The 24,220-nt window shown below is 44.5% G+C and carries 19 protein-coding genes and 1 other annotated feature; of the genes, 12 read left to right on the forward strand and 7 right to left on the reverse strand.

All coding sequences use genetic code 11. The features are described 5' to 3' along the window. Positions 1 to 407 precede the first annotated feature (407 nt). Together L3V36_RS11330 and gltB are read right to left on the reverse strand one after the other, a co-directional pair. Entirely contained in the window at positions 408 to 1,877 is a 1,470-nt protein-coding gene (locus tag L3V36_RS11330) for a glutamate synthase subunit beta (RefSeq protein WP_004734985.1), read from the reverse strand. Further along, positions 1,877 to 6,424, reverse strand: a complete 4,548-nt coding sequence (gene gltB / locus L3V36_RS11335) for a glutamate synthase large subunit (RefSeq protein WP_017087515.1) — start codon at positions 6,422 to 6,424, stop codon at positions 1,877 to 1,879. Before gltB ends, L3V36_RS11330 begins: the two co-directional genes overlap by 1 nt. Before the next feature lie 530 nt (positions 6,425 to 6,954). Between gltB and L3V36_RS11340 the strand changes: the two genes are divergently transcribed. The 4 genes from L3V36_RS11340 to L3V36_RS11355 all read left to right on the forward strand — a co-directional run bounded on the left by L3V36_RS11340 (position 6,955) and on the right by L3V36_RS11355 (position 12,795). Further along, positions 6,955 to 7,908 carry a TIGR01212 family radical SAM protein gene (locus tag L3V36_RS11340; protein ID WP_102447116.1) on the forward strand — a complete coding sequence of 318 codons (954 nt, stop codon included), beginning with the start codon at positions 6,955 to 6,957 and terminating at the stop codon, positions 7,906 to 7,908. Between the two features lie 91 nt (positions 7,909 to 7,999). Then, entirely contained in the window at positions 8,000 to 9,751 is a 1,752-nt protein-coding gene (locus L3V36_RS11345; RefSeq protein WP_017077703.1) for a diguanylate cyclase, read from the forward strand. 151 nt (positions 9,752 to 9,902) lie between these two features. Next, positions 9,903 to 12,344 carry an aerobic respiration two-component sensor histidine kinase ArcB gene (gene arcB / locus L3V36_RS11350; protein ID WP_102447117.1) on the forward strand — a complete coding sequence of 814 codons (2,442 nt, stop codon included), beginning with the start codon at positions 9,903 to 9,905 and terminating at the stop codon, positions 12,342 to 12,344. Positions 12,345 to 12,351: 7 nt separating this feature from the next. Then, entirely contained in the window at positions 12,352 to 12,795 is a 444-nt protein-coding gene (locus tag L3V36_RS11355) for a hypothetical protein (protein ID WP_004734990.1), read from the forward strand. A gap of 170 nt (positions 12,796 to 12,965) precedes the next feature. Here L3V36_RS11355 and arcA read toward each other — a convergent pair whose 3' ends face one another. Further along, complete coding sequence (gene arcA / locus L3V36_RS11360; RefSeq protein ID WP_004741534.1) at positions 12,966 to 13,682, reverse strand: two-component system response regulator ArcA; 717 nt, start codon at positions 13,680 to 13,682, stop codon at positions 12,966 to 12,968. A gap of 372 nt (positions 13,683 to 14,054) precedes the next feature. Beyond that, entirely contained in the window at positions 14,055 to 14,213 is a 159-nt protein-coding gene (locus L3V36_RS23940; protein ID WP_004734992.1) for a hypothetical protein, read from the reverse strand. Positions 14,214 to 14,260: 47 nt separating this feature from the next. Between L3V36_RS23940 and L3V36_RS11365 the strand changes: the two genes are divergently transcribed. Further along, entirely contained in the window at positions 14,261 to 14,746 is a 486-nt protein-coding gene (locus L3V36_RS11365; RefSeq protein ID WP_102447118.1) for a putative 4-hydroxy-4-methyl-2-oxoglutarate aldolase, read from the forward strand. A 29-nt stretch (positions 14,747 to 14,775) separates the two neighbouring features. Here L3V36_RS11365 and L3V36_RS11370 read toward each other — a convergent pair whose 3' ends face one another. Beyond that, positions 14,776 to 15,252: a hypothetical protein gene (locus L3V36_RS11370; RefSeq protein WP_017077706.1), complete on the reverse strand. Its 477-nt coding sequence runs from the start codon at positions 15,250 to 15,252 to the stop codon at positions 14,776 to 14,778. Positions 15,253 to 15,568: 316 nt separating this feature from the next. After that, positions 15,569 to 15,687 (forward strand) — a sequence feature (Thr leader region). Positions 15,688 to 15,716: 29 nt separating this feature from the next. On the opposite strand from L3V36_RS11370, the gene thrA reads away from it, so the two are divergent. From thrA to thrC, 3 genes are read left to right on the forward strand one after another with little or no spacing between them, the layout of a single operon-like run. Further along, positions 15,717 to 18,176, forward strand: a complete 2,460-nt coding sequence (gene thrA / locus L3V36_RS11375; RefSeq protein WP_102447119.1) for a bifunctional aspartate kinase/homoserine dehydrogenase I — start codon at positions 15,717 to 15,719, stop codon at positions 18,174 to 18,176. A gap of 17 nt (positions 18,177 to 18,193) precedes the next feature. Further along, entirely contained in the window at positions 18,194 to 19,150 is a 957-nt protein-coding gene (thrB, locus tag L3V36_RS11380; RefSeq protein WP_004734996.1) for a homoserine kinase, read from the forward strand. Next, a complete protein-coding gene (gene thrC / locus L3V36_RS11385) occupies positions 19,147 to 20,430 on the forward strand; it encodes a threonine synthase (RefSeq protein WP_004734997.1) in 1,284 nt (427 codons plus the stop codon). The genes thrB and thrC overlap by 4 nt, the downstream gene beginning before the upstream one ends. 78 nt (positions 20,431 to 20,508) lie before the next feature. Here thrC and grcA read toward each other — a convergent pair whose 3' ends face one another. Continuing rightward, on the reverse strand, positions 20,509 to 20,886 hold the full coding sequence (gene grcA, locus L3V36_RS11390) for an autonomous glycyl radical cofactor GrcA (RefSeq protein WP_004734998.1): 378 nt from the start codon (positions 20,884 to 20,886) through the stop codon (positions 20,509 to 20,511). A gap of 326 nt (positions 20,887 to 21,212) precedes the next feature. Here grcA and nfo point away from each other — a divergent pair, with 326 nt between their 5' ends. The 4 genes from nfo to L3V36_RS11405 all read left to right on the forward strand — a co-directional run bounded on the left by nfo (position 21,213) and on the right by L3V36_RS11405 (position 23,861). Next, positions 21,213 to 22,121, forward strand: a complete 909-nt coding sequence (gene nfo / locus L3V36_RS11395; protein WP_151408752.1) for a deoxyribonuclease IV — start codon at positions 21,213 to 21,215, stop codon at positions 22,119 to 22,121. Between the two features lie 106 nt (positions 22,122 to 22,227). Then, on the forward strand, positions 22,228 to 22,362 hold the full coding sequence (locus L3V36_RS23875) for a hypothetical protein (protein WP_255312585.1): 135 nt from the start codon (positions 22,228 to 22,230) through the stop codon (positions 22,360 to 22,362). A 180-nt stretch (positions 22,363 to 22,542) separates the two neighbouring features. Beyond that, positions 22,543 to 23,223: a uracil-DNA glycosylase gene (ung, locus tag L3V36_RS11400; RefSeq protein ID WP_102449456.1), complete on the forward strand. Its 681-nt coding sequence runs from the start codon at positions 22,543 to 22,545 to the stop codon at positions 23,221 to 23,223. An 86-nt stretch (positions 23,224 to 23,309) separates the two neighbouring features. Beyond that, positions 23,310 to 23,861 (forward strand): hemerythrin domain-containing protein, encoded by a 552-nt coding sequence (locus tag L3V36_RS11405; protein WP_208774793.1) that lies wholly within the window; start codon positions 23,310 to 23,312, stop codon positions 23,859 to 23,861. A 150-nt stretch (positions 23,862 to 24,011) separates the two neighbouring features. On the opposite strand, the gene L3V36_RS11410 is transcribed toward L3V36_RS11405, so the two are convergent. Continuing rightward, a complete protein-coding gene (locus L3V36_RS11410; RefSeq protein WP_004735002.1) occupies positions 24,012 to 24,200 on the reverse strand; it encodes a DUF3545 family protein in 189 nt (62 codons plus the stop codon). Between the last annotated feature and the right edge of the window lie 20 nt (positions 24,201 to 24,220).

The following is a 24,220-nucleotide window of genomic DNA, read 5'->3' on the forward strand; positions in this document are numbered from 1 at the left end:
TGTCATCCAGACAGTAAATGACTAACTATTCATATACTTGTTATTTTTTATAAGCTTATAGTTTGTCTTTAGCTAGTTAAAACGTTATTGGTTGTGTTAACAAAACCGATTGGTTTTATTTTCACCAGCTTTACAACGTATAGCTAATTGTGTTTAAGGTCAAGTTCATGGTTAATTATCATGCGTAAACGCGATTAACCACGTAATAATCTAAAATAGTAGAATGATATCAAAGGGATATAAAAGGTAGATGTTAATGGGATTTAACATGTGCAACGAAGGGAATGTCCTAGGAGCCGTAAGGCAGATAGAAAAAAGGCTAGCATCGAGTGCTAGCCAAACATAAAAGTTAGGAAGGGTGTTGCTTTTCCTCTAGGCTAACGTCATCGACGTTAGCCCGAGAAATATTATGCGGAAAGCATGAGTGAATCAGCTTTCGCTTCTAAGTTTGAGTTACCCATTAAGAAGTCATCAATGGCAATTGCACATTCACGACCTTCATTAATACAACGTACAACCAGAGACTGACCAGTACGCATATCACCAGCAGCGAAAACGCCTTTCTGGTTCGTCGCAAAACCTTCAGAAGCGACGTTACCGCGCTCGTCCAGTTTAATGTCTAGTTGAGCAAGCACGCCTGTAGGCTCTGGGTGTAAGAAGCCCATTGCAAGGAATGCCATGTCACATGGAATAACACGTTCAGAGTTCGCTACTTCATCAAAACCTGGACGTTCGCCTGGTTTTGCGTCTTGCCAAACGATGTCAGCGATACGTAGACCCGTTACTTGACCTTGATCGTCGCTAATGAACTCTTTGGTTAAGATGTTCCAATGACGTTCACAACCTTCTTCGTGAGAAGTGGTGGTTTTCATGATCATTGGGTATTGAGGCCAAGGCATATTTGCAGGGCGTTTCTCTGGTGGGATCGGCATGATCTCAACCTGAGTAATGCTTGCTGCTTTATGACGGTTTGATGTGCCTACACAGTCAGAGCCTGTATCACCACCACCGATAACCACAATGTGTTTATCTTTAGCGTGAAGCTCTTCTGTCTTAAGATCTAAGTCGTTGGCACGGCGATTATTTTGACCAAGGAATTCCATGGCAAAATGAACGCCTTTAAGCTCACGACCTGGGATTGGTAAGTCGCGTGGAACCGTAGAACCACCCGTTAGCAATACCACATCAAACTCTTGGCGTAACTGTTGAGCATTAACATCAACACCGATGTGTTGGTTAACTTTAAATTCAACGCCAGCTTCAGCCATTAGGTTGATCTTACGATCAATTACGTCCATACCCAGTTTGAAATCTGGGATACCGAAGCGAAGTAGACCACCCACTTTCTCGTCACGTTCAAATACCGTTACCGAGTGACCGGCACTGTTTAGCTGCTCAGCTGCGGCTAAGCCTGCAGGGCCTGAACCGATAACTGCGACAGTTTTACCTGTGCGAGAGCGTGGTGTTTTAGGCTTTGCGTACCCTTCACGGTACGCAGTTTCTACAATCGTTTTCTCGATATTACAGATAGTGATTGGGTCTTGGTTGATGCCAAGAACACAGGCACTCTCACAAGGAGCAGGACAAACACGACCTGTAAACTCAGGGAAGTTATTGGTAGAGCTAAGAATGTTCCAAGCCTCTTCCCAGCTGTCGCGATAAACAGCGTCATTGAATTCTGGGATGATGTTACCAATCGGACAGCCGTTGTGACAGAAAGGTACGCCACAGTCCATACAACGAGATGCTTGAGTATTGATCTTTTCACCAAACTCTTCGTTAAGTACGAACTCTTTGTTGTCTTCAATTCGAACTGACGGGTCGAGCTTCTTTGGAAGCTCACGACCGTGTTCTAAAAATCCAGTAGGCTTACCCATTATACTGCCTCCACTTCTTCCGTTTGTGCCTGTTGTGCTTCAGCTTTACGCTTTTGAAGAACCGCTTTGTAGTCGCGAGGCATTACTTTAACTAGCGATGCAACACTTGCTTCAAAGTTGTCTAGGAAAGACTGAGCAACTTCACTTCCTGTGAATTCAACATGCTTAGTTAGCATATCCAGTAGAAGATCTTTATCTTCTTGTTCAATTGGATCTAGGTCTACAAGTTCTGCGTTGAGCTTAGTCTCGAAGTCACCTGCTTTATCCCAAACATAAGCGACACCGCCACTCATACCTGCAGCAAAGTTACGACCCGTTGAACCAAGGATAATTGCCGCGCCGCCAGTCATGTATTCACAACCGTGGTCACCAACACCCTCAACAACAACCTTCGCACCAGAGTTACGAACACAGAAACGTTCGCCAGCCATACCGCGAATGAAAGATTCACCAGAGGTTGCACCGTAGAAACATACGTTACCAACCACGATGTTATCTTCAGCAACGATAGTTGATCTTGCATCTGGGTACAGTACTAACGTACCGCCAGACAGACCTTTACCCCAGTAATCGTTCGCGTCGCCTTCTACTTCGAACTTAACGCCTTTCGCAAGGAACGCACCGAAAGATTGACCTGCACTACCGTGGAACTTAACGTTCATTGGCTGTGGTAAACCTTGGTCTTTGTAAACCTTCGAGATTTCGTTCGACAGCATCGTGCCTGCTGAACGGTCCGTGTTGATGATAGGGAACTGAGCGGTAACCGCTTCACCGTTCTCAAGCGCTGGGATTGCAGCCTGAATCAACTTACGGTCTAGAACGTCTTCAAGATTATGATTCTGTGTTGTCTGGTTGTAGATACCATCTTCTGCACGAGCCTGCTCAATGTGCAGTACCGGTGTTAGATCTAGGTTCTTGTACTTCCAGTGACCGATGTCATCACGAACTTTAAGTTTGTGCGATTGACCAACCATCTCATCAATAGAGCGGAAGCCAAGTTCAGCCATTACTTCACGTAGACCTTCAGCCATGTATTGGAAGAAAGTGACTACGTCTTCTACGCGGCCGTCGAAACGCTCACGAAGAGTTTTGTTCTGTGTTGCGATACCAACAGGACATGTATTCTTGTGACACTTACGCATCATGATACAGCCTTCAACAACTAGAGCAGCTGTTGCTACGCCCCATTCTTCAGCGCCAAGTAAGGTTGCGACTGCAAGGTCACGTGGTGTTTTCATCTGACCATCAGACTGAACAACGATACGGTTACGTAGGCCGTTTTTCAGTAGTGTTTGGTGCGTTTCCGCTAGACCTAATTCCCAAGGCAGACCGGTGTGACGGATAGAAGACATCGGAGATGCACCCGTACCACCATCAAAACCTGCGATAAGTACTACGTCAGCTTTCGCTTTTGCTACACCTGATGCAATCGTACCTACGCCAGCTTCTGATACTAGCTTCACGTTGACACGGCCATTACGGTTCGCGTTTTTCAGATCGTAGATCAGCTGAGCCAAATCTTCGATTGAGTAGATATCGTGGTGCGGCGGTGGAGAGATAAGACCTACGCCCGGAGTCGAGTGACGCGTTGCGCCGATCCAGTCATCAACCTTATCACCAGGTAGTTGACCACCTTCGCCAGGTTTCGCACCTTGAGCCATCTTGATTTGCAGCTCATCAGCGTTAGATAGGTAGTAAGACGTTACACCAAAGCGACCAGAAGCCACCTGTTTGATTGCTGAACGTTCCCAGTCGCCATTTTCTTTACGCTCGAAACGTGCTGGATCTTCACCACCTTCGCCTGAGTTTGATTTCGCGCCAATGCGGTTCATCGCGACAGCCAGTGTTGAGTGAGCCTCATGCGAGATTGAACCGAAGCTCATTGCGCCTGTTGCGAAACGCTTAAGGATTTTCTCAATAGGTTCTACTTCTGCTAGAGGAATAGAGCCTGCTGGGTTCTTGATGAAATCAAGTTGGCTACGTAGTGTTGCTGCGTTGTCGCCTTGAGCATCAACGGCGTTCGCGTACTTCTTGAATTGACCGTAATCTTTGTTACGCGTCGATTCTTGAAGTAGAGAAATGGTTTCTGGGTTGAATAAGTGCTTCTCACCACGTTGTTTCCACTGGTAAACACCGCCAACATCAAGAACTTGAGCTGGGATTTCACGAGCTGGGTAACCAACACGGTGACGAACTAATACTTCTCGTGCGATATCGTCGATCGTTAGACCTTGGATACGAGAAACAGTACCAGTGAAGTATTTTTCAACCACGGATTTGCTAACACCAAGTGCTTCAAAGATTTGAGCGCCGTGGTAAGACTGCAGCGTAGAGATACCCATCTTCGAGAAGATCTTCAATAGACCGCCGTTAACACCCTTACGGTAGTTATCGAATAACTCACGTGGATGAACGTTTGGATCTAGCTTCTTAGTACGTTGCAGTTCAACAATCGTTTCGATAACTAGGTATGGGTTAACTGCGTTTGCACCGTAACCAATTAAGGTTGCAAAGTGGTGTGTCTCACGAGCATCGCCCGTTTCAACAACGATGTCACACTTAGCACGTAAACCTTTACGGATTAGGTGGTGGTGAACCGCGCCAACCGCCAGCATTGCTGGGATAGCGGCGTGGTTTGAGTTAACCGCACGGTCAGTTAGTAGGATGATAGAGTAGCCATCAATAACCGCATCTTCCGCATATTGGCAGATACGTTTAAGTGCGCGCTCTAACTTACCTTGGTCTCCGTTTGCTTGGAATACGATATCCAGCGTCTTCGATTGAAGGTGCTCATTATCGATTGCACGCAGTTTCTCTAACTCTGAGTTAGAAAGAACTGGAGACTCAAGTTCCACTTTTTGACAGTGTTCAGGCGTTTCAGCAAGTAGGTTCTGATCTTTACCTAGGTAAGTGTTCAGAGACATAACCATACGCTCACGAATCGGGTCGATTGGCGGGTTAGTTACTTGTGCAAACAACTGCTTAAAGTAGTTTGAAAGGTGCTGCGATTGATGAGAAAGAATCGCTAGCGGCCAGTCAGCACCCATTGCAGAAAGTGGCTCGTAGCCTGTTTTTGCAAGAGGGAGAATGATTTCGTTTACTTCTTCAGAGCTCACACCAAACGATTGTTGTTTGTGAAGCAGTTTCTCTGGAGAAGGTTGGTTAAATTCGTTGCTCGCATCGGGTAGCTTTTTCAAGCTCAGAAGGTTCTCTTCAACCCATTTTTCGTAGGGTTGCGATTTAGCGATACCGTCTTTCACTTCTTCATCAGAAATGATGCGACCTTGCTCAAGGTCAGCAACGAAGATACGACCAGGCTGTAGACGACCACGATATTCAACGTTTTCAGGTGCGATCTCAACAACACCAGACTCAGACGCCATCACTAGGAAGTCGTCTTTAGTTACTGTATAGCGAGAAGGACGCAGACCGTTACGGTCAAGAGTTGCACCAACTTGAACACCATCGGTGAAACATACTGACGCTGGGCCATCCCATGGTTCCATTACGTTCGCGTGGTACTGGTAGAACGCACGACGAGTTGGATCCATGTTTTTGTTTTCTTGCCATGCTTCCGGGATCATCATCATCAACGCATGTGGCAGAGTACGACCTGAAAGAACAAGTAGCTCAAGCGCCATATCGAAGTTTGATGAGTCTGAGCTACCTTCTTGACAGATAGGAAGCAGCATGTCGATTTCAGCTTGTGTAAACAGGTCCGATTCTAGGATTGCTTCACGTGCTTTCATCCAGTTCAGGTTGCCGCGAACCGTATTGATTTCGCCATTATGCGCGATGTAACGGAAAGGCTGAGCTAGACGCCAACGAGGGAATGTATTGGTAGAAAAGCGAGAGTGTACAAGTGCTAGAGCTGTCACCATGGTTGGGTTTTGCAGATCTAGGAAGTACTGAGGAACTTGTTCAGTTGTTAGCTGACCTTTGTACACCAATGTCTTGTAAGACATTGAGTTGATGTAGAAGTCATCACCGATATTTGAAACGCTTTCTAGGCATACACGAACCGTGTAGTTACGTAGAACATACAGTTTACGCTCAAGCTCTTCTGGTGTGATACCAGGGCCGCCAGAAATAAATACGTGTTCAAATTGAGGTTCAGTGCTTAATGGGTCAGCACCAATCATTGAATTGTCAGTTGGAAGTTCACGGTAGCCGATAACTTCTAACTCAAGGCGTTGTGCATTGCGTTCTAGAATGTCACGGCACTGTGCACGTTTGTATTCATCTTTAGGGAAAAGTACAACACCAACACCATATTTTTCAAAAGATGGCAGTTTAATTCCAAGCTTTACGGCTTCTTCTAGTAAGAATTCGTGCGGCTTCTGTAGCAGGATACCTGCACCATCACCAGAACACGGATCGCAGCCTTGGCCGCCACGGTGTTCCATACGTGCAAGCATATCGAGTGCTTGAGTTACTACATCATGAGATTTGCGATTCTTTAGATGCGCAACAAAACCGATACCACAAGCGTCATGCTCCAATTCAGGAGTATACAGACCCTGTGAGTTCTGCTCTTGATCTACCATAGATACATCCTTCCAGTTAAATCTAGGCGCAACTTATTTGTATTAAGTTAGCCTTGTCCTTTTATATTTATGGGTCTAAACCTGCCTATGCTGGCGGTTTGAATCCTTTCCGTATCTCGCAGGAAAAGTATTGCGAGAAAAACAATCCTTAGTGATATCCGTTTATTTTTAGCCACAAACTAGTGGTTTATATAGGTGGGATATGGGTATCACCGACTTATTGGCAAGTTTTAGATGTAAGTAAATACTCAAAAATAGCCAATATGTGTAAGTATCCTACAATTTTGTCTAGGCGAATTGCAATGAAAGTTGGTCCATGTAGACCATTTTTTTCGTTTTATTTTGAATTTAATGTCTAACAAATGTGCAACATTAGGCAAATAGAGCCGATTTTTTGCATGTTTATTGATATTTGATAGGTTGCTCGCAAAAAGCCTTGCGTAAACTAATTGGTCGAATTTTGCAGGGATGTAATTTTTTTTCAGAAAAAGACTGAGATTCATTTTTATTTACTTGAGCACTTTGAAAATATGCAATTACACGAGTTGGTTAATACTATCGGCCAAGACCTTCAACGTCGTTATGGCGAAAAGGTTCACAAGCTGACACTTCATGGTGGTTTTAGCTGCCCAAATCGAGACGGCACAATCGGTCGCGGTGGTTGCACTTTTTGCAATGTGGCGTCTTTTTCCGACGAACAAACTCAGATTCAAAGTATTGCCGATCAATTAAAAGACCGTGCGGGTGAGATTGCCCGTGCTAAGAAGTATCTTGCTTACTTTCAGGCATACACCAGCACTTATGCTGAAGTGCAGGTGCTCAAGAACATGTACGAAGAAGCCCTTAAAGCTCCGGGTGCCAATATTGTTGGCCTTTGCGTTGGTACAAGACCTGATTGCGTGCCTGATTCTGTATTGGAACTGCTGGCGGGTTACGTGAAACAAGGCTATGAGATTTGGCTAGAGCTCGGACTACAAACGGCCAATGATAAAACCCTCAAGCGAATTAACCGTGGCCACGATTTCGCGGTGTATGAAACGATCACTCGGCGTGCTCGTGCTTTGGGGATCAATATATGTACTCACCTTATTGTTGGCCTGCCCAAAGAAACCAAAGCGGATAACCTTGAAACTTTAGATAAGGTATTAGCCGTTGGCACCGACGGTATTAAGCTGCACGGGCTCCATATAGTAGAGGGCAGTACCATGGCTAAGGCGTGGAAGGCCGGAAAGCTAGAAGCACCAAGCCTTGAGGAGTACATTGATATCGCGACTGAGGTGATTCAACGCACTCCAGCAAACGTGGTTTATCACCGAGTATCTTCTGCGGCGAGACGCCCGACGTTACTCTCTCCTTTGTGGTGTGAGAACCGTTGGTTAGCGATGACTGAGATTGGCCGTTCGCTTGATAAAACTGGCGCACAAGGCATCAAAACTGGCTCTGCATTCGAGTACACACTGCCCGTTTTAAACGCAGTCAATTGATAGAAAATGGTGACTGTCGGTAACAGCAGATAAAACCAACAAATAGTGGTAACATTTCCCTCACAGATTTTATGGTATAGATTGAGAGTAAATGGAACTGGTAATGACTTGGTTGTGGGACAGGGCGTATGGCTACGGTATTTATATCGTTGTTGTATTGCTGATTGCTCTCATCTGCTGGCATCTTTATTCACGTTATCAGTCGCATCTTGAAAAACTTCTACTCGCTACTCCATCGCCACTCTACTTTGTTGATGTTCGAAGTGGAGAGATCTTATATGCCAATCGCCAAGCTATGCAGCTGCTTGGTATTCGCCAAATTGGCGTTAACTTTCGATTTCCTACCGTTGAAAGCGAGAATAGCTTTCGTCATTACTTAACCAATCACATCAACTCTCGATCATTTGAGCAGGTCTCCCTGTGGGCGCTGTCTGAATTTGAGTCCTTTAAGATCAATTTGGTTGGTCGCAGGATCCGTTTTAGAAGTAAGAAAGCGTGGATGATTCACGCATCACCGTATAAAAATACAGATGAAGAGGTGTCCCAAGAAGTTCGTGAGCTTAATGTCGCGCGCACCGCTTTGGATTCTTTATCTGAGCTGATCTATGTAAAAGATCAAAAGGGTGAGTTGGTGACGAGTAATCGCTCATTTAAAAAGTTTTGGCATGGACGCTCTGAAGAGGGCACTTTGAGTGTTTCTGGTGGGGCTTTAAAAGGTCGAGTCAGTGAACGTTCGTGGACAACGGATCAAGACGGTAAGGGTTGTTTGCTTGAAACTTACCAAAGTGTCTTGCTCTCGCAAGATGGATCAACCATAGGTACGCTCTCAATTAGCCATGATGTGACCGATTGGCACGACATGCAGCAAAAGCTGCGCGGCGAAATGGAAAAGCGAAAAGATACTGAAGTCGCGCTTGCCCAACGTGACACCATCCTCCAAAACATCTTGGAAGCGAGCCCTGACTCGATTGGTATCTTCAACGAAAATATGGTTTACCAAGCATGTAATAAGCCATTTGTGGCTGCGCTGGGTATCTCTGAAGTGAGTGATTTGGTCGGTAAGCGCCTGCAAGATGTGGTGCCTAATAGTATGTATATGCGTATTTCAGACACCGATCACCAAGTGCTTCATCAAGGTAAGTCATTACGCTATATCGATAAGGTTGTCTCTAGTGATGGCGAATACACTTGGTATGATGTGGTGAAATCACCGTTTAGGGATCTGGCATCAAGCACTAATGGTGTGTTGATCATGGCGCGTGATATTACAGAACGTTACCTTGCGGAGCAGAAACTTGAAGAAGCCAACCTTGAGCTTGAGCGTCTTAGCTTTATGGACAGCCTGACTCAGGTTTCCAACCGCCGTCGTTTTGATGAACAGCTTTCGACGCTGTGGCATTATCATGTGCGTGAGAAATTACCACTGACGATTATGTTGTGTGACATCGATTTCTTTAAAGGTTACAACGATTTTTACGGACATCAACAAGGTGATGATGCTCTGATCCAAGTCTCTCAGGCATTTAAGCAGGTGCTGAACCGTTCATCGGATTGTGTGGCTCGTTACGGTGGTGAAGAGTTCGGCTTTATTCTACCGAATACCACGGCTGAGGGTGCTCAGCTGGTGGCACAGCGTATCCATGATGGGATCCTTAAATTGGAACTGGCGCATGAGAAATCGAATGTCTCTGAATTCATCACGGTGAGTATTGGTATTATCTCTTACATTCCGACACCTGATGATGAAATGGATTCGGCGGTTGCCTTGGCTGACAGTGCGTTGTATCAAGCTAAATCCGACGGTCGAAACCGTTCGATGGTGCATCCTTCCTCAATTCGATAAGCACATTTATCTCTTGCTGCCCCTCTATTTATCCCACTTATCTGTTTTAAACAATATAACTGTAGCTCTCTTGCTGCGTGTGATGTAGCTAGCTTACCTCCTCTCTTTAAACAGGGTAGAATATTGCTAGTCTTATCGCATGGAGCGTTAAATGAAACCCATGAAAAATCTCGCTCAGTATTACGTGGATCTACTCGTAAAACTGGGGATTGTCCGCTTTTCTATCTTACTCGCCTTAGCGCTTGTAGCCCTCGCAGTTGTTGTGCAAGTGGGTATTACCCTCGCACTCAAAGGTAATGTTGATGATATCGACATTGTCCGTTCGGTTTTCTTCGGTTTAGTGATCACGCCTTGGGCGGTTTATTTCCTATCAGTGGTCGTAGACCAGCTGGAAGAGTCTCGTCAAAGGTTGGCGAAATTGGTCTCTAAGCTTGGTGACATGCGAGAGCGAGATCAAGAGCTCAACAATAAACTGCAACTCAATATCGAGAAGCTTAATCAAGAAATTGAAGAGCGTGAAAAAGCGGAAGAAGCGCGTGCAGAAGCAATGCACGATCTCGAAAATGAGGTGTTCCAGCGTGAGCGAACTCAGCTTGAACTCGCAGAGCGTACGGCACTGCTACGCTCGTTTATCGATGCCTCTCCTGATCTTATTTACTATCGTAATGAAGATGGTGTGTTCTCTGGTTGTAACCGTGCAGTTGAAGAGCTTACTGGCAAGACAGAAAAAGATCTCGTTGGCTTAACGCCTTGGGATGTTTATAGCAAAGAGATCGCTCAACAAGTTGTTGAAACCGATAAGAAGGTATTTGCTGACAACCAAGCACTGACTTATGACCAATGGTTGGAATACCCTGATGGTCGTAAGAGCTACTTCGAACTGCGTAAGGTGCCTTTCTACAGTAAAGAAGGTCGTCACTTGGGCTTGGTCGGTTTTGGTCGTGATATTACCGAGCGTAAAGAGCACCAAGAGTCACTGGAGAAAGCCAGTCGCGATAAGACCACCTTTATTTCAACCATTAGCCACGAGTTAAGAACGCCGCTCAATGGCATCATCGGCTTAAGTCGTATGTTGTTGGATAGCCAACTGACGACCGAGCAGCGCAAGCAGATGCAAACCATCAAGGTGAGCGCGGTGACATTGGGTAATATCTTTAACGATATTATCGATATGGATAAATTTGATCGTCGTAAACTTGAGCTATTCCCAACTCCGCTCAACTTTGAAGATTTCGTTGTCGAGATTGAGAGTATTTCTGCGTTAATGGCAGAGCAAAAAGGGCTAAGGTTTGATCTTGAAAGGTTATCGGATCTTCCTGCTGCGGTCGAAGTGGATGGTACTCGTCTTAGACAGGTGTTGTGGAACCTTGTTAGTAATGCCATGAAGTTCACCAAGGATGGTGGTGTCGTGATGACAGTCAGCGCTGAAATTGATGGCGACTTTGCCAACATCACCATGGAAGTAGAAGACACCGGGATTGGTATTCCTGAAAGTGAAATCGAGAAGATCTTCGCGATGTACTACCAGGTGAAGTCGGGCACAGACAATCTACACGCTGTCGGTACTGGTATTGGTCTTGCCGTGTCTCAACAGTTGATCAATATGATGGATGGTCACATTGAAGTCACCAGTGAAGAGGGCTTTGGTAGTACCTTTACGGTTTCGATTCGAGTGCCTGTTAATCACGATACTCAGGCTCTGATCAAAACGCCAAGAAAGCAGTCCAATCTTAAGATCTTCATGGTCGAAGATATTGAGCTTAATATCACAGTAGCTCGCTCTCTACTTGAAAGCCTTGGTCATGAAGTGACAGTCGTAATGACGGGTAAAGAGGCGCAAATCGTTTTCAACCCGAAAGATTATGACTTGGTCTTACTGGATATCCAGTTACCAGATATGACGGGCTTCGATATTGCTCAATACTACCGCGAGAAATACAGCAAGCTGCCGCCTTTGGTGGCATTAACCGCAAACGTATTAAACAACAAGCAAGAATACTTCCAGAAAGGCATGGATGAAGCGATCAGTAAACCACTGTCGGTTCGTGCAATCCAGGATGTCATCAGCGATCTTATCGAGGATGCGCCAGAGGCTATTGAGAAAGCTAAGGGTATTGATACAGCCAAGGGGATTGATACTGCAAAGAATGTTGAAAAAGTAACCGGTATTGAGAAAGTAACCGGTGCTGAGAAAGTAGTAGGTGTTAAAAAAGTAACAGCGAGTAAGCCTGCTCTTTCAACGATTGATACCACTTTGCTTGATATTGATATGCTAGAGTCTTATGTTGACATTGTCGGGTCCAAACCGGTTTTGGACAGCATCGTGATGTTTGAAGATATGATGCCGGAATATATGGAAATATTGAATTCCAACATGGTGGCGAAAGATCAAGACAGCATCGTTTCTGAAGCGCATAAGATTAAAGGTGCGGCAGGTTCAATTGGCCTGAAGCGCATACAGCAAGTTGCTCAGAAAGCTCAATCTCCAGATATGCCTGCGTGGTGGGAGAACATTTCAGATTGGGTTGATGAAATAAATAACGAATACCAGAATGACATTGAAGTCTTAAAGAGTTGGTTAAATCAAAGGTAGAAGAATAATGAAAAAATTAGCATTCGCCGCATGTGTCGTGGCATTAGCGGGTTGTTCTGCACCACAAGTAGAATGGCAGCAAGATAACCAAGTCGAAATATCTGCAGCGACAGTCACAATGAAAAGCAACCTGTGGCACAACAAGATGCCTACGATTGGAGAGGCTCAAGATAAGACTCTGCACGGTTCTATCTACCTAGAGTCTGACTCACAACTACCAGCAACGCTTGCGGTTGAGAGTGTGACGGTTAAACAGGGTGCGGATACCTTGTTGGTAACAGCTGACGATCTTGATTTAAGAACACACAGTGAAACTCAGTGGGAAGTCGCTTTTGTATGGCAGCTAGAGATCGACAGTGACAAGCCTGTTGATGTTGCGATTGAACTCAAAGACGGCGAAACCGTGAAGTGGCTCGTCGAGAAAGACGTTAAGGTTGATACGGTTTACTAAAATCTTAGCGATCAATGAACAATAAAAAAGGGAGAATGCGTTGGCATTCTCCCTTTTTAATCACTATTGATTACGCTTCGACTGTTATAAGTACTAACGGTTTAGAAGTGCTATCGGTTTAGAACAGCTAACCGACGACAAGAACTAAACGGCCAGAAGCGCGAATCGAATTAGTCTTCTAGGTCACCACAAAAGCGGTAGCCTTCACCGTGAATCGTTGCGATGATTTCTGGCGTACCAGAAACAGACTCAAAGTGTTTACGAATACGACGGATTGTTACGTCTACAGTACGATCGTGTGGCTTAAGCTCACGGCCAGTCATCTTCTTAAGAAGGTCTGCACGTGTTTGGATCTTACCTGGGTTCTCACAGAAGTGAAGTAGAGCACGGAACTCTGAACGAGGTAGCTTGTAGCCTTCGCCATCTGGGCTAACCAGAGAGCGACTGTTGATGTCTAGTACCCAACCATTGAACTCGTACTTCTCAACGCTACGCTTTTCTTCTTGAACAGAGCTTGTGCTCATTGAACGGTTAAGAAGGTTGCGTGCACGGATAGTCAGTTCACGAGGGTTGAAAGGCTTAGTGATGTAGTCATCAGCGCCGATCTCTAGGCCAAGGATCTTATCAACTTCATTATCACGACCCGTTAAGAACATAAGCGCTACATTTGCTTGCTCACGTAGTTCACGCGCAAGTAGTAGGCCATTCTTACCAGGAAGGTTGATGTCCATAATTACAAGGTTAACTTGGTTGTCAGATAGCACTTGGTGCATCTCTTCACCGTCGCTAGCCTCAAAAACAGCATATCCCTCTGCTTCAAAAATACTCTTTAGAGTGTTACGAGTTACTTGCTCATCTTCAACGATAAGAATCTGCGGGGTTTGCATTTGGCGGTACCTAAATTTGTGACGAAACTGTGCTAATAGAATAAATTCTAGGCAAAAACATAACATACAGGTAATGTATTTTTGATGATAACTTAAAGTTTTCAAAAAAACACTTACTTCCAGCTATCTGCCTTCCTTGAAGTATTGCCCAATAACGTAGATCCAGTACGCCTTTCAATCATTCTGTTAGTGATTGCAGTGGATTCTATAATGTTAACAGCATGCTAACAACGCGAGAATGTTAATTCCATTCACTTTGTTGATTTACATCAATTGCCGTATCGCAACAAACTTTAATAGTATGGCTACAACTTAACCAATGTTATGGTGATTATTTAGCAGCAAAACTAGAATGATTATTCGAGATAGTTCTCACATCTCGCTTGCTAAAGACCAGATTTTGAACCAAGGAAGCTGAAAGCTGTCCTTAGAGTCTAGTAGATAAATATGCGCAATCAACTCTAATTCAATATTAAATTGAGCATAGAACAATGAAAACAAAGGATTAATTCTAACAACATATAAAAGCATAGAGGCACACCCGCATTAGACGGCAACGCCTTACTCACGGAGGATATATGCACGATATAACACCTGATTTGTGTGACGAGTTTGAAAGCAAAGTCACCCAACTGAACATGCCATTGCAGAACTTCGGTCAACGTGGCGCGTTCTGGGGAAAAATTGTAACAGTTCGTTGTTATCACGATAATTCCAAGGTTCGCGAGGTTTTAGAGACTGACGGCAGTGGCAAAGTGCTCGTTGTAGACGGTAATGGCTCGTGTCAGAAAGCACTGCTTGGTGATCAATTGGCGATTCTAGCTATAGAAAACGGTTGGGAAGGCGTCATTGTGAATGGTGCGGTTCGAGATGTGGCGATGATGGCGCAAATGGATCTTGGTATTCAAGCGCTTGGGGCATCTCCATTTAAAACTGAGAAGCACGGTGTTGGGCAAGTTAATGTCACGCTCACGATACACAATCAACTGATTCAGCCTGGTGACTATATATATGCTGATTGGAATGGTGTGTTAATTTCAACGGAATTGTTGATTGAATCTTAACGGGCTTATCAATCAAGAAGTAAGATAGATTAGAAACGAAATCCTAATCCCACTTCAACACCTTGCTGCCACTCTTCATAATCAAGGGTGGCATGCAAATCTAGATTGTCGGTCAGTTGTACTCGGCTTGAAACCTCAGCGGCGACTGACTTTTCACTGTCCTCGGTTTCATCTTTATAAGTGTGCAGAGAACTGTTGAAAGAGACTCTCTCTGAGAATTGATAGCTGACACCACTCAAGAATCCACTCTCATATTTTAGTGAATCACTATTAATACGTGTACCGACATAAAGATCTACATCGGCAAACAGACTGTAAGAATAGCCACTATCGACTTTCCAAGTGTCAAAGCTTTCACTTGATGCATTTTGTGTGGAGATAAAAAACTTATGGGCAGAACGATCGATTTGACTGGGTAGCAAAGGCAAATTGTTTAACAGAGGTAGGCTGTTCGCTGAACAAACAACAGGCATAGCAAAGGCTAAAAGAATAAGTAATCTCTTCACTTCCCACTCCTGATGTCATTATTATTGTTCTTCGAACGTTATCGTTCAATTAAAGCACAAGATCTGTACGTTCGCTGCACAATCGATATAGCATTTTGTTATGGCTATATATGCAATGGGTTAACTTTGTTGTTCTGATATCAAACCCAACCTTTGGATTGTAGGCTTATAGCCGCCGTTTTATCCCTGAAATGGCGGTTTGCTCTGAAAAATGGTGTGAATGTAAAAAAAACGCAACTTTTCATTGACGTGTAGTAGTAAAAATTGATACACGTAGAGTAAAGCACAAGCAGAGAATTTGATATGCAGCACGTAAGCCACCTAGTAATGACCACCACCATTATTATTACCGACATTCACATTGTTGGGGCAGGCTGCTAAGTAACGGATTTTAAAAAAAAGGCCTGTATCCAACAAGATACAGGCCTTTTTTTGTACCATTTTTATGACTTATGGAGAAAGGGATGCGCGTTTTAAAGTTTGGAGGTTCATCATTAGCTGATGCAGATCGTTTTTTACGAGCAGCAGATATCATCGCTAATAATGCCCAGCAAGAAGAGCTAGCCGTTGTACTATCGGCTCCAGGAAAAACAACCAATAAGCTGGTTGCTGTTATTGAAGCAGCACTAAAAAATGGTGAAGCAGAAGTACAGATCACCGAGATCGAATCATCATTCGCAGCATTGTTTACAGAGATTCAAGCGGTATTGCCGTCAGTCGATGGCTCTGCATTTCAAGAGCAGGTCGATACCTCTCTTGCTCAACTTAAGCAGTTCGTGAATGGTATTAACTTACTGGGTATGTGCCCAAATCACGTAAATGCTCGCATCATCAGTAAAGGTGAGCGAATTTCAATCCAGTTGATGAAAGCGGTACTTGAAGCGAAAGGCCAGCCAGCAAGCCTGATTGACCCAGTTCAATACCTATACGCTAAAGGTGACCACCTTGAAGCGATGGTCGATGTGGATGTTTCAACTCAGAACTTCCGTCAATCACCGCTTCCACAAGGTCACGTGAACATCATGCCGGGCTTTACGGCTGGTAATGAAAAAGGTGAGCTAGTAACGCTTGGTCGCAATGGCTCTGATTATTCAGCAGCGGTTCTAGCGGCATGTCTACGCGCTGATTGTTGTGAGATCTGGACAGATGTCGATGGTGTTTACAACTGTGACCCGCGTTTAGTGGATGATGCTCGTCTTCTTAAATCACTAAGCTATCAAGAAGCGATGGAGCTTTCTTACTTCGGCGCTTCGGTTCTACATCCGAAGACTATCGCTCCTATCGCGCAATTCCATATTCCTTGCCTAATCAAAAACAGCTTCAACCCACAGGGTGCAGGTACTTTGATCGGCCAAGACACTGGCGAAGATAACCTAGCAATCAAAGGCATCACTACGCTAAGTGACCTAACGATGGTTAACGTATCAGGCCCAGGTATGAAGGGCATGGTTGGTATGGCGAGTCGTGTATTCGGCGCGATGTCTTCTGCCGGCGTTTCTATCGTCCTTATTACTCAATCTTCTTCAGAGTACAGCATCAGCTTCTGTATTGAATCTGCTGATAAAGTGAAAGCGAAGCAAGTGCTATCAGATGCGTTTGAACTTGAGCTGAAAGATGGCCTATTAGAGCCTGTTGAGTTCATGGACGATGTCGCGATTGTTACGCTAGTGGGTGACGGTATGCGCACTTCACGTGGCGTGGCGTCTCAATTCTTCTCTTCTTTAGCTGAAGTGAACGTCAACATCGTTGCTATTGCGCAAGGTTCTTCTGAGCGTGCGATCTCTGCGGTTATTCCTGAAGACAAAATCTCTGAAGCGATCAAGGCGTGTCACGAGAACCTATTTAACTCTAAGCACTTCCTTGACGTATTCGTTGTTGGTGTTGGTGGTGTTGGTGGTGAGCTTGTTGACCAGATCCAACGTCAACAAGGCAAACTGGCTGAAAAAGGCATCGTGATTCGCGTATGTGGTTTAGCAAACAGCAAAGGCTTGTTGCTAGATAGCGATGGTCTACCGCTAGAGCAGTGGCGTGATCGCATGTCGAGCGCGACAGAAGAGTTTAGCTTAGCGCGCTTAAATGCACTTGTTCAACGTAACCACATTATCAATCCAGTCTTGGTTGATTGTACGTCTAGCGAAGGCATTGCGGCGCAATACGCTGATTTCCTAGCGGCTGGTTTTCACGTGGTAACACCAAATAAGAAAGCAAATACAGCGAGCATGGCTTACTACCATCAACTTCGTGAAGTTGCACGTAACTCACGTCGTAAGTTGATGTACGAGACAACAGTAGGCGCAGGTCTACCGGTCATCGAAAACCTACAGAACCTAATCTCTGCGGGTGATGAACTTGAGAAATTCAACGGCATTCTTTCTGGTTCACTGTCTTACATCTTCGGTAAGCTTGATGAAGGTATGACACTCAGTCAAGCAACTAATATTGCTAAAGATAACGGCTTCACTGAGCCGGATCCTCGTGATGATCTGTCTGGTATGGACGTGGCGCGTAAGCTGCTTATTCTTGCTCGTGAAGCGGGTATGGCACTTGAGCTTGAAGATGTTGAAGTTGACCAAGCATTGCCACCGGGTTTTGATGATTCAGGCACGGTTGAAGAGTTTATGGCTCGCTTGCCAGAAGCGGATGCTTATTTCCAAGAACAGTCAGCGATCGCAGCAAAAGAAGGCAAAGTACTTCGTTATGTTGGTGAAATCGCCGATGGTAAGTGTAAAGTTCGTATCGCAGCTGTTGATGGCGACGACCCAATGTTCAAGATTAAAGATGGCGAGAACGCATTAGCATTCTACAGCCGTTACTACCAACCGATCCCTCTAGTATTGCGTGGTTACGGTGCGGGTACTGAAGTTACAGCAGCAGGCGTATTCTCTGATGTGATGCGCACTCTTGGTTGGAAATTAGGAGTTTAGGAATGAGTTCAAGTGATATGGATGTTGTTGTTTATGCGCCTGCATCAATCGGCAATGTCAGTGTAGGGTTTGATGTGCTGGGGGCCGCTGTGTCTCCAGTGGATGGCACGCTGCTCGGTGACCGAGTAATGGTTAAAGCAGGTGATGAATCATTCTCACTAAAAACAGCAGGCAGTTTTGTTTCTAAGCTGCCAACTGAAACCAAAGAAAACATTGTCTACGACTGCTGGGTTGTGTTCTCTAGAGAGCTTGATAAAAAAGGCGTTGCGGTTAAGCCTTTGGAAATGACACTAGAAAAGAACATGCCTATTGGTTCTGGTTTAGGTTCAAGTGCCTGTTCAATTGTCGCGGCACTGGATGCTTTAAACCGTTTTCATGGTCAGCCCCTGAATGAAACTGAACTGCTTGCTCTGATGGGCGAAATGGAAGGTAAAATTTCAGGCGGTATCCACTACGATAACGTTGCACCCTGTTACCTTGGTGGTGTGCAATTAATGCTGGAAGAGCTAGGTATTATTAGTCAAGAAGTACCGTGTTTTGATGACTGGTACTGGGTAATGGCGTATCCGGGCATTAAGGTTTCAACGGCAGAAGCTCGCGAGATTCTACCTTCTCAATATCGTCGCCAGGATGTCATTGCTCATGGTCGCCATTTAGCGGGTTTCATCCATGCTTGCCACTCTGGTCAGCCGGAGCTAGCGGCTAAGATGATCAAAGACGTGATTGCTGAACCATATCGTGAGAAACTGCTTCCAGGGTTTGCTGATGCGCGTAAATACGCAACCTCAGCTGGAGCCCTTGCTACTGGGATCTCCGGTAGTGGCCCAACTCTATTTAGCATTTGCAAAGAACAAGATGTCGCCGAGCGTGTTGCACGCTGGTTAGAACAAAATTACGTACAAAACGAAGAAGGATTCGTCCACGTTTGTCGCTTAGATAAGCAAGGTTCGATCGTTACAGGAAGTGAGTTATGAAGCTGTACAACATCAAAGAAAATGACGAGCAAGTCTCTTTTGGCCAAGCCGTTCGTCAAGGTCTAGGCCGCAATCAAGGTCTATTTTTCCCATCTGAACTGCCAAAGTTTGATGACATCGATGCGCTACTAGCAGAGGACTTTGTCCCTCGTAGTTCAAAGATTCTCTCGGCTTTAATCGGCGATGAGTTACCAAAAGAACAGGTTGCTCAATTGGTGGATGCGGCGTTCCAGTTCCCTGCACCGATCAAGCAAGTAAAAGATGGAGTTTACGCACTTGAGCTTTTCCACGGCCCAACACTCGCGTTTAAAGATTTTGGTGGCCGCTTTATGGCTCAATCTTTAGCGGCTGTTTCAGATGGTGGTCAAATCACTATTTTAACGGCAACATCAGGTGATACTGGTGCGGCGGTTGCGCACGCTTTCTACGGTATGGAAGACATTAATGTTGTGATCCTTTACCCGAAAGGCAAGATCAGCCCACTGCAAGAGAAGCTGTTTTGTACGCTAGGTAAGAACATCCATACTGTGGCGATCGATGGCGACTTTGATGCGTGTCAGGCGCTAGTGAAAGATGCATTTGACGATGCTGAGCTGCGTAAAGAGATCGGTCTTAACTCGGCAAACTCTATCAACATCAGCCGTTTGATGGCTCAGATCTGTTACTACTTTGAAGCGGCTTCTCAGCTGACTAAAGAGCAACGTGAAAACCTTGTTATCTCAGTACCAAGTGGTAACTTTGGTAACCTTACAGCAGGTCTACTTGCTAAAGCACTAGGCTTACCTGTGAAGCGTTTCATTGCTGCAACCAACGAAAATGACACGGTTCCTCGTTACCTAGAAACAGGCCAATGGGATCCAAAGCCAACGGTAGCAACAACATCAAACGCGATGGACGTGAGCCAACCAAACAACTGGCCTCGTATCGAAGAGCTTTGCCAACTGAAAGGTTGGGGCTTAGATACACTAGGCAAAGGTAAGGTATCTGATGAGCAGAGTGCTGAGTCAGTACGTGACCTAAAAGCACAGGGTTACCTATGTGAACCACATGGTGCGATTGCTTACCGTCTACTGGAAGAGCAACTGCAAGAGAACGAAACTGGTCTGTTCTTGTGTACTGCACACCCAGCGAAATTCAAAGAAGTGGTTGATGATATTTTAGGTACGGATATTGAACTGCCAGGCCCGCTAGCAAAACACGCGGCGATGGAGTTGTTATCTGAAGATCTTGATAATGATTTTGAAGCGCTAAAAGTAGTGCTTCGTCGAGTTCAACCGTAACGTACATCTGTATTGTTGAACAAATAAAAACGGCGCTCAATGAGCGCCGTTTTTGTATTCTAGTTCAAGCTCTAAAAATTATAGAGACTCAGTGAACGTACGTGCGATAACGTCACGTTGTTGTTCAGTCGTTAGAGAGTTGAAACGTACAGCGTAACCCGATACACGGATAGTTAGCTGTGGGTAGTTCTCTGGGTTAGCAACTGCATCTTCTAACGTTTCACGCTTAAGAACGTTAACGTTTAGGTGTTGACCGCCTTCGATGCGTGGTGCTGCTTCGATTGCAACTTCACGGCTTTCGTAGTCGCCTAGGTCTGCAGCTGAGATAACTTGGTCAGCTTCGAAACCTGCAGTAGCAACAACACAACGAGCTTCATTCTTTTCGTTGTCTAGTAGCCAGATTGAGTTTAGTAGGTCATCGTTTGCTGCTTTAGTAATTTGAATACCTTGGATCATAACTATCTCCTAGTCCACTGAATGTGGTTTGATTATGGTGTTAACTTTCGATTTTTGTTGAGCTGGGTAATATATACCTAATATCTGTAAGGTTAACATTGATTTAAGTCAAAAAACAACCAAAAACCATATTTTTAAAAAGGTGATTATATTGAGATAAATCAATAAAACCTTTGAAAACAAAGTAATTACAAAATATTTTAAAGTATAAAAAATATTTAACAGTCTTATTTGTTGTAAGTTTACTACATTTGTTGTGTTTTTATTGAACTACAAACGATACGACCCTTTATTTATTAAGCATCCTGAAAGTGTAAAGTGATTTAATGACAAACAATAATTCATCCTCAAAACCTCAAAACAATATTAAGTTTATTGGTGCTCATGTGTCTGCTGCTGGTGGTGTTGATCAGGCGCCAATGCGCGCAAGAGAGATCGGTGCCAATGCTTTTGCGCTGTTTACCAAAAACCAAAGACAGTGGGCAGCAAAGCCGCTGGAAGCGAAAACCATTAGTGCGTTTAAAGCCAACTGTAAGATGTTGGGCTTTAGTGCTGAGAATATTCTGCCTCATGACTCCTACCTTATTAACCTAGGAGCACCAGAAGAAGAGAAGCTAGAGAAATCACGTGCGGCTTTTATTGATGAAATGGAGCGTTGTAACCAACTAGGACTCACGCTTTTGAATTTTCATCCTGGGAGTCATTTGAAGAAAATCTCAGAAAGCGAATGTTTGGCCAAGATCGCTGAGTCGATCAACTTGGCTCACCAAGCGGTGCCTGATGTAATTGCAGTGATTGAGAATACCTCAGGGCAGGGGACTAATCTGGGTTGGAGATTTGAGCACCTAGCAGAGATCATCGACCAAGTAGAAGATAAGTCGCGTGTCGGTGTGTGTTTAGATACTTGCCATACGTTTACGGCCGGTTATGACTTACGAACAAAAGAAGCGTGTGAGCAGACTTTTGCTGAGTTCGAGCGCATTGTGGGTATGCACTATCTAAGAGCAATGCACATCAATGATTCAAAAGCTGAGTTTGCGAGCCGAGTCGATCGACATCATTCTTTAGGAAAAGGCGAGATTGGCTGGGATTGTTTTGAGTATATTGCCTCGGATTCTCGCTTTAATGGTATTCCTCTTATCTTGGAAACCATTGATTCGACGATCTGGAAAGAGGAAATTCAACAACTTAGAATGTTCCATCGCTCAGCAACGGCAGTGAGCGAAGAAGCGTAATAATAGAGGGGGAAATTTATTTCCGTCTATTTCTAAAAATTGGCACCTTTCTTTCATAGTACTAAAGTGAATATGTAGTTCACGATGTCTTACAGGAGGTGCCTTTATGTATTCAATCACCCAAACTTCAACTTCAACTTCAACTTCAATTTCAACTGTTGCTGTCGCCAGCCGTTTACCGACACCAAACCGTCACGTGCATAGCCATGGCCACCATCGTACACAGCAAAAAAGTGGTTAATCGAGATAAACACAACTTGAACTGATTATTATGATTCATCAACAAGTGAACCCTACACATCATGTTTATTGATAGCTGTATGAGGTATAACTAGAGCCTTATTTAGGACAGTTAGCCGATACAGCTATTTTTTTGTCTGGTGAAAGCCCCTAGAAACCTTGATGATTGGGAAGTAAAACGATGAGCGCACCAAAGAGTTGGGAATCCATTATTAATGATGAACGTGACAAAGAGTACTTTCAGAGTGTTCTCGCTTTTGTCGAACAGCAACGTAATAGTGGGAAAACCATCTACCCTCCTCAAGAGCAAGTGTTCAGTGCTTTCGATATGACGCCTTTTGAGTCTGTACGCGTGGTTATCCTTGGGCAAGACCCTTATCACGGTGCCAACCAAGCTCACGGCTTAGCATTCTCTGTGCTGCCTGGCGTTAAAATTCCACCGTCTCTACGTAATATGTACAAAGAACTCGCACAAGATATAGACGGCTTTGAGATCCCTAGTCATGGTTACCTCGATACTTGGGCATCTCAAGGGGTATTAATGTTGAATACGGTACTAACCGTAGAAGAGGCAAAAGCACACTCACATGCTAAGTGTGGTTGGGAAACCTTTACCGATGCTATCATTGCTGAGCTAAATCAGCGTTCTGAGCCGATCATTTTCTTACTGTGGGGCGCGCATGCCCAGAAGAAAGGCCAAGCCATTGATGCAGACAAACATCATGTGTTGGTTGCACCTCATCCATCACCATTATCAGCGCGCCGTGGTTTCTTCGGTTGTCAGCATTTTTCAACAACCAATAAGCTGCTTTCTTCTATGGATCAACAACCTATAGATTGGCGATTATCAACAGAGTTGTAGGTTGGTGGTTTTCTGAGCAGGGTCAAATCATAAATGAGCATCTTCGTATACACTTATAAATAGTAGGTGTAATGGAGTGCAATACTATGATGATTGAAAGGATTAGACGAGAGCATGGCTATATGGCTCGTTTGCTCGCGATACTCAACAATAAGTTAGAGCATCTAAAACAAGAGCGAGAAATAAACTATAGCTTGATCGCAGAGGTGGTTCATTATCTCATGAACCATTCAGATAAGGTGCATCACCCGAAAGAAGACGTTATTTATCGTTACTACCTCAAGCAATTCGGCAGCGATCAAATGATTGAAGACTTGGAGCTGGAACATCAATTGCTTTCTGAGAAAACCGCGGACTTTTTAGGTGTGGTCGATATGATCCTCCAAGATGCGGTTGTTCCTCAGCAAGTCTTTATTGAGCAGCTTGAAGCCTTTGTTAAAGCTCAACGAAAGCACATGGAATATGAAGAGAAGCATGTGTTACCGATGATTGTGAAGGCATTCACGGTCAAAGATTGGCAAGAAGTAGAGTCTCAATGGCTTCAACCGGAAGACGACCCTGTCTTTGGAGAGACAATTGCCGATCAGTACCGCCAACTTGCGGCTCGTGTTCGACAGAATGAGCAAGAGTGCGTGTAGCCCGTTGTCGTATTGAAACGCTGCTATTATTAGGCGCTCTCTATTAAGACGCTCGCTTTCAAATTGTGCTCTAAATCGAAGAGTGGTTTCATACAATAAAAAAGGCACCTGTATAGGTGCCTTTTGCTATCTAATTTCTTGTCGTGCAGATTAAAGCTTTATATCATCAAGGCTAAAATCGAGACCGAGATTCATCTCTCTGAGCTCTTTCTCAAGCTGTCTACGATCGTTGATTGCCTCGATTTCTCGCCATTTACGCTTGAGTGGTTTAGAGCGAGTTTTTTGAGTTGCACGAGGCATTTCTAGTTCTGATAGTTCATCGAATTGAAAGCTATCCATAAGCCATATCTCCTTCCGTG

Source organism: Vibrio sp. G-C-1 (genome assembly GCF_021728015.1).
Lineage (GTDB): Bacteria > Pseudomonadota > Gammaproteobacteria > Enterobacterales > Vibrionaceae > Vibrio > Vibrio splendidus.

Coding starts and splice junctions, on each gene's coding strand:
- L3V36_RS23940 (WP_004734992.1), bottom strand. CDS start 14,213: ATGCTTTTATATGTTGTTAGAATTAATCCTTTGTTTTCATTGTTCTAT.
- L3V36_RS11340 (WP_102447116.1), top strand. CDS start 6,955: ATGCAATTACACGAGTTGGTTAATACTATCGGCCAAGACCTTCAACGT.
- thrC (WP_004734997.1), top strand. CDS start 19,147: ATGAAGCTGTACAACATCAAAGAAAATGACGAGCAAGTCTCTTTTGGC.
- gltB (WP_017087515.1), bottom strand. CDS start 6,424: ATGGTAGATCAAGAGCAGAACTCACAGGGTCTGTATACTCCTGAATTG.
- ung (WP_102449456.1), top strand. CDS start 22,543: ATGAGCGCACCAAAGAGTTGGGAATCCATTATTAATGATGAACGTGAC.
- L3V36_RS11345 (WP_017077703.1), top strand. CDS start 8,000: ATGGAACTGGTAATGACTTGGTTGTGGGACAGGGCGTATGGCTACGGT.
- L3V36_RS11410 (WP_004735002.1), bottom strand. CDS start 24,200: ATGGATAGCTTTCAATTCGATGAACTATCAGAACTAGAAATGCCTCGT.
- L3V36_RS11365 (WP_102447118.1), top strand. CDS start 14,261: ATGCACGATATAACACCTGATTTGTGTGACGAGTTTGAAAGCAAAGTC.
- thrB (WP_004734996.1), top strand. CDS start 18,194: ATGGATGTTGTTGTTTATGCGCCTGCATCAATCGGCAATGTCAGTGTA.
- nfo (WP_151408752.1), top strand. CDS start 21,213: ATGACAAACAATAATTCATCCTCAAAACCTCAAAACAATATTAAGTTT.
- arcA (WP_004741534.1), bottom strand. CDS start 13,682: ATGCAAACCCCGCAGATTCTTATCGTTGAAGATGAGCAAGTAACTCGT.
- L3V36_RS11355 (WP_004734990.1), top strand. CDS start 12,352: ATGAAAAAATTAGCATTCGCCGCATGTGTCGTGGCATTAGCGGGTTGT.
- grcA (WP_004734998.1), bottom strand. CDS start 20,886: ATGATCCAAGGTATTCAAATTACTAAAGCAGCAAACGATGACCTACTA.
- thrA (WP_102447119.1), top strand. CDS start 15,717: ATGCGCGTTTTAAAGTTTGGAGGTTCATCATTAGCTGATGCAGATCGT.
- arcB (WP_102447117.1), top strand. CDS start 9,903: ATGAAACCCATGAAAAATCTCGCTCAGTATTACGTGGATCTACTCGTA.
- L3V36_RS11405 (WP_208774793.1), top strand. CDS start 23,310: ATGATGATTGAAAGGATTAGACGAGAGCATGGCTATATGGCTCGTTTG.
- L3V36_RS23875 (WP_255312585.1), top strand. CDS start 22,228: ATGTATTCAATCACCCAAACTTCAACTTCAACTTCAACTTCAATTTCA.
- L3V36_RS11330 (WP_004734985.1), bottom strand. CDS start 1,877: ATGGGTAAGCCTACTGGATTTTTAGAACACGGTCGTGAGCTTCCAAAG.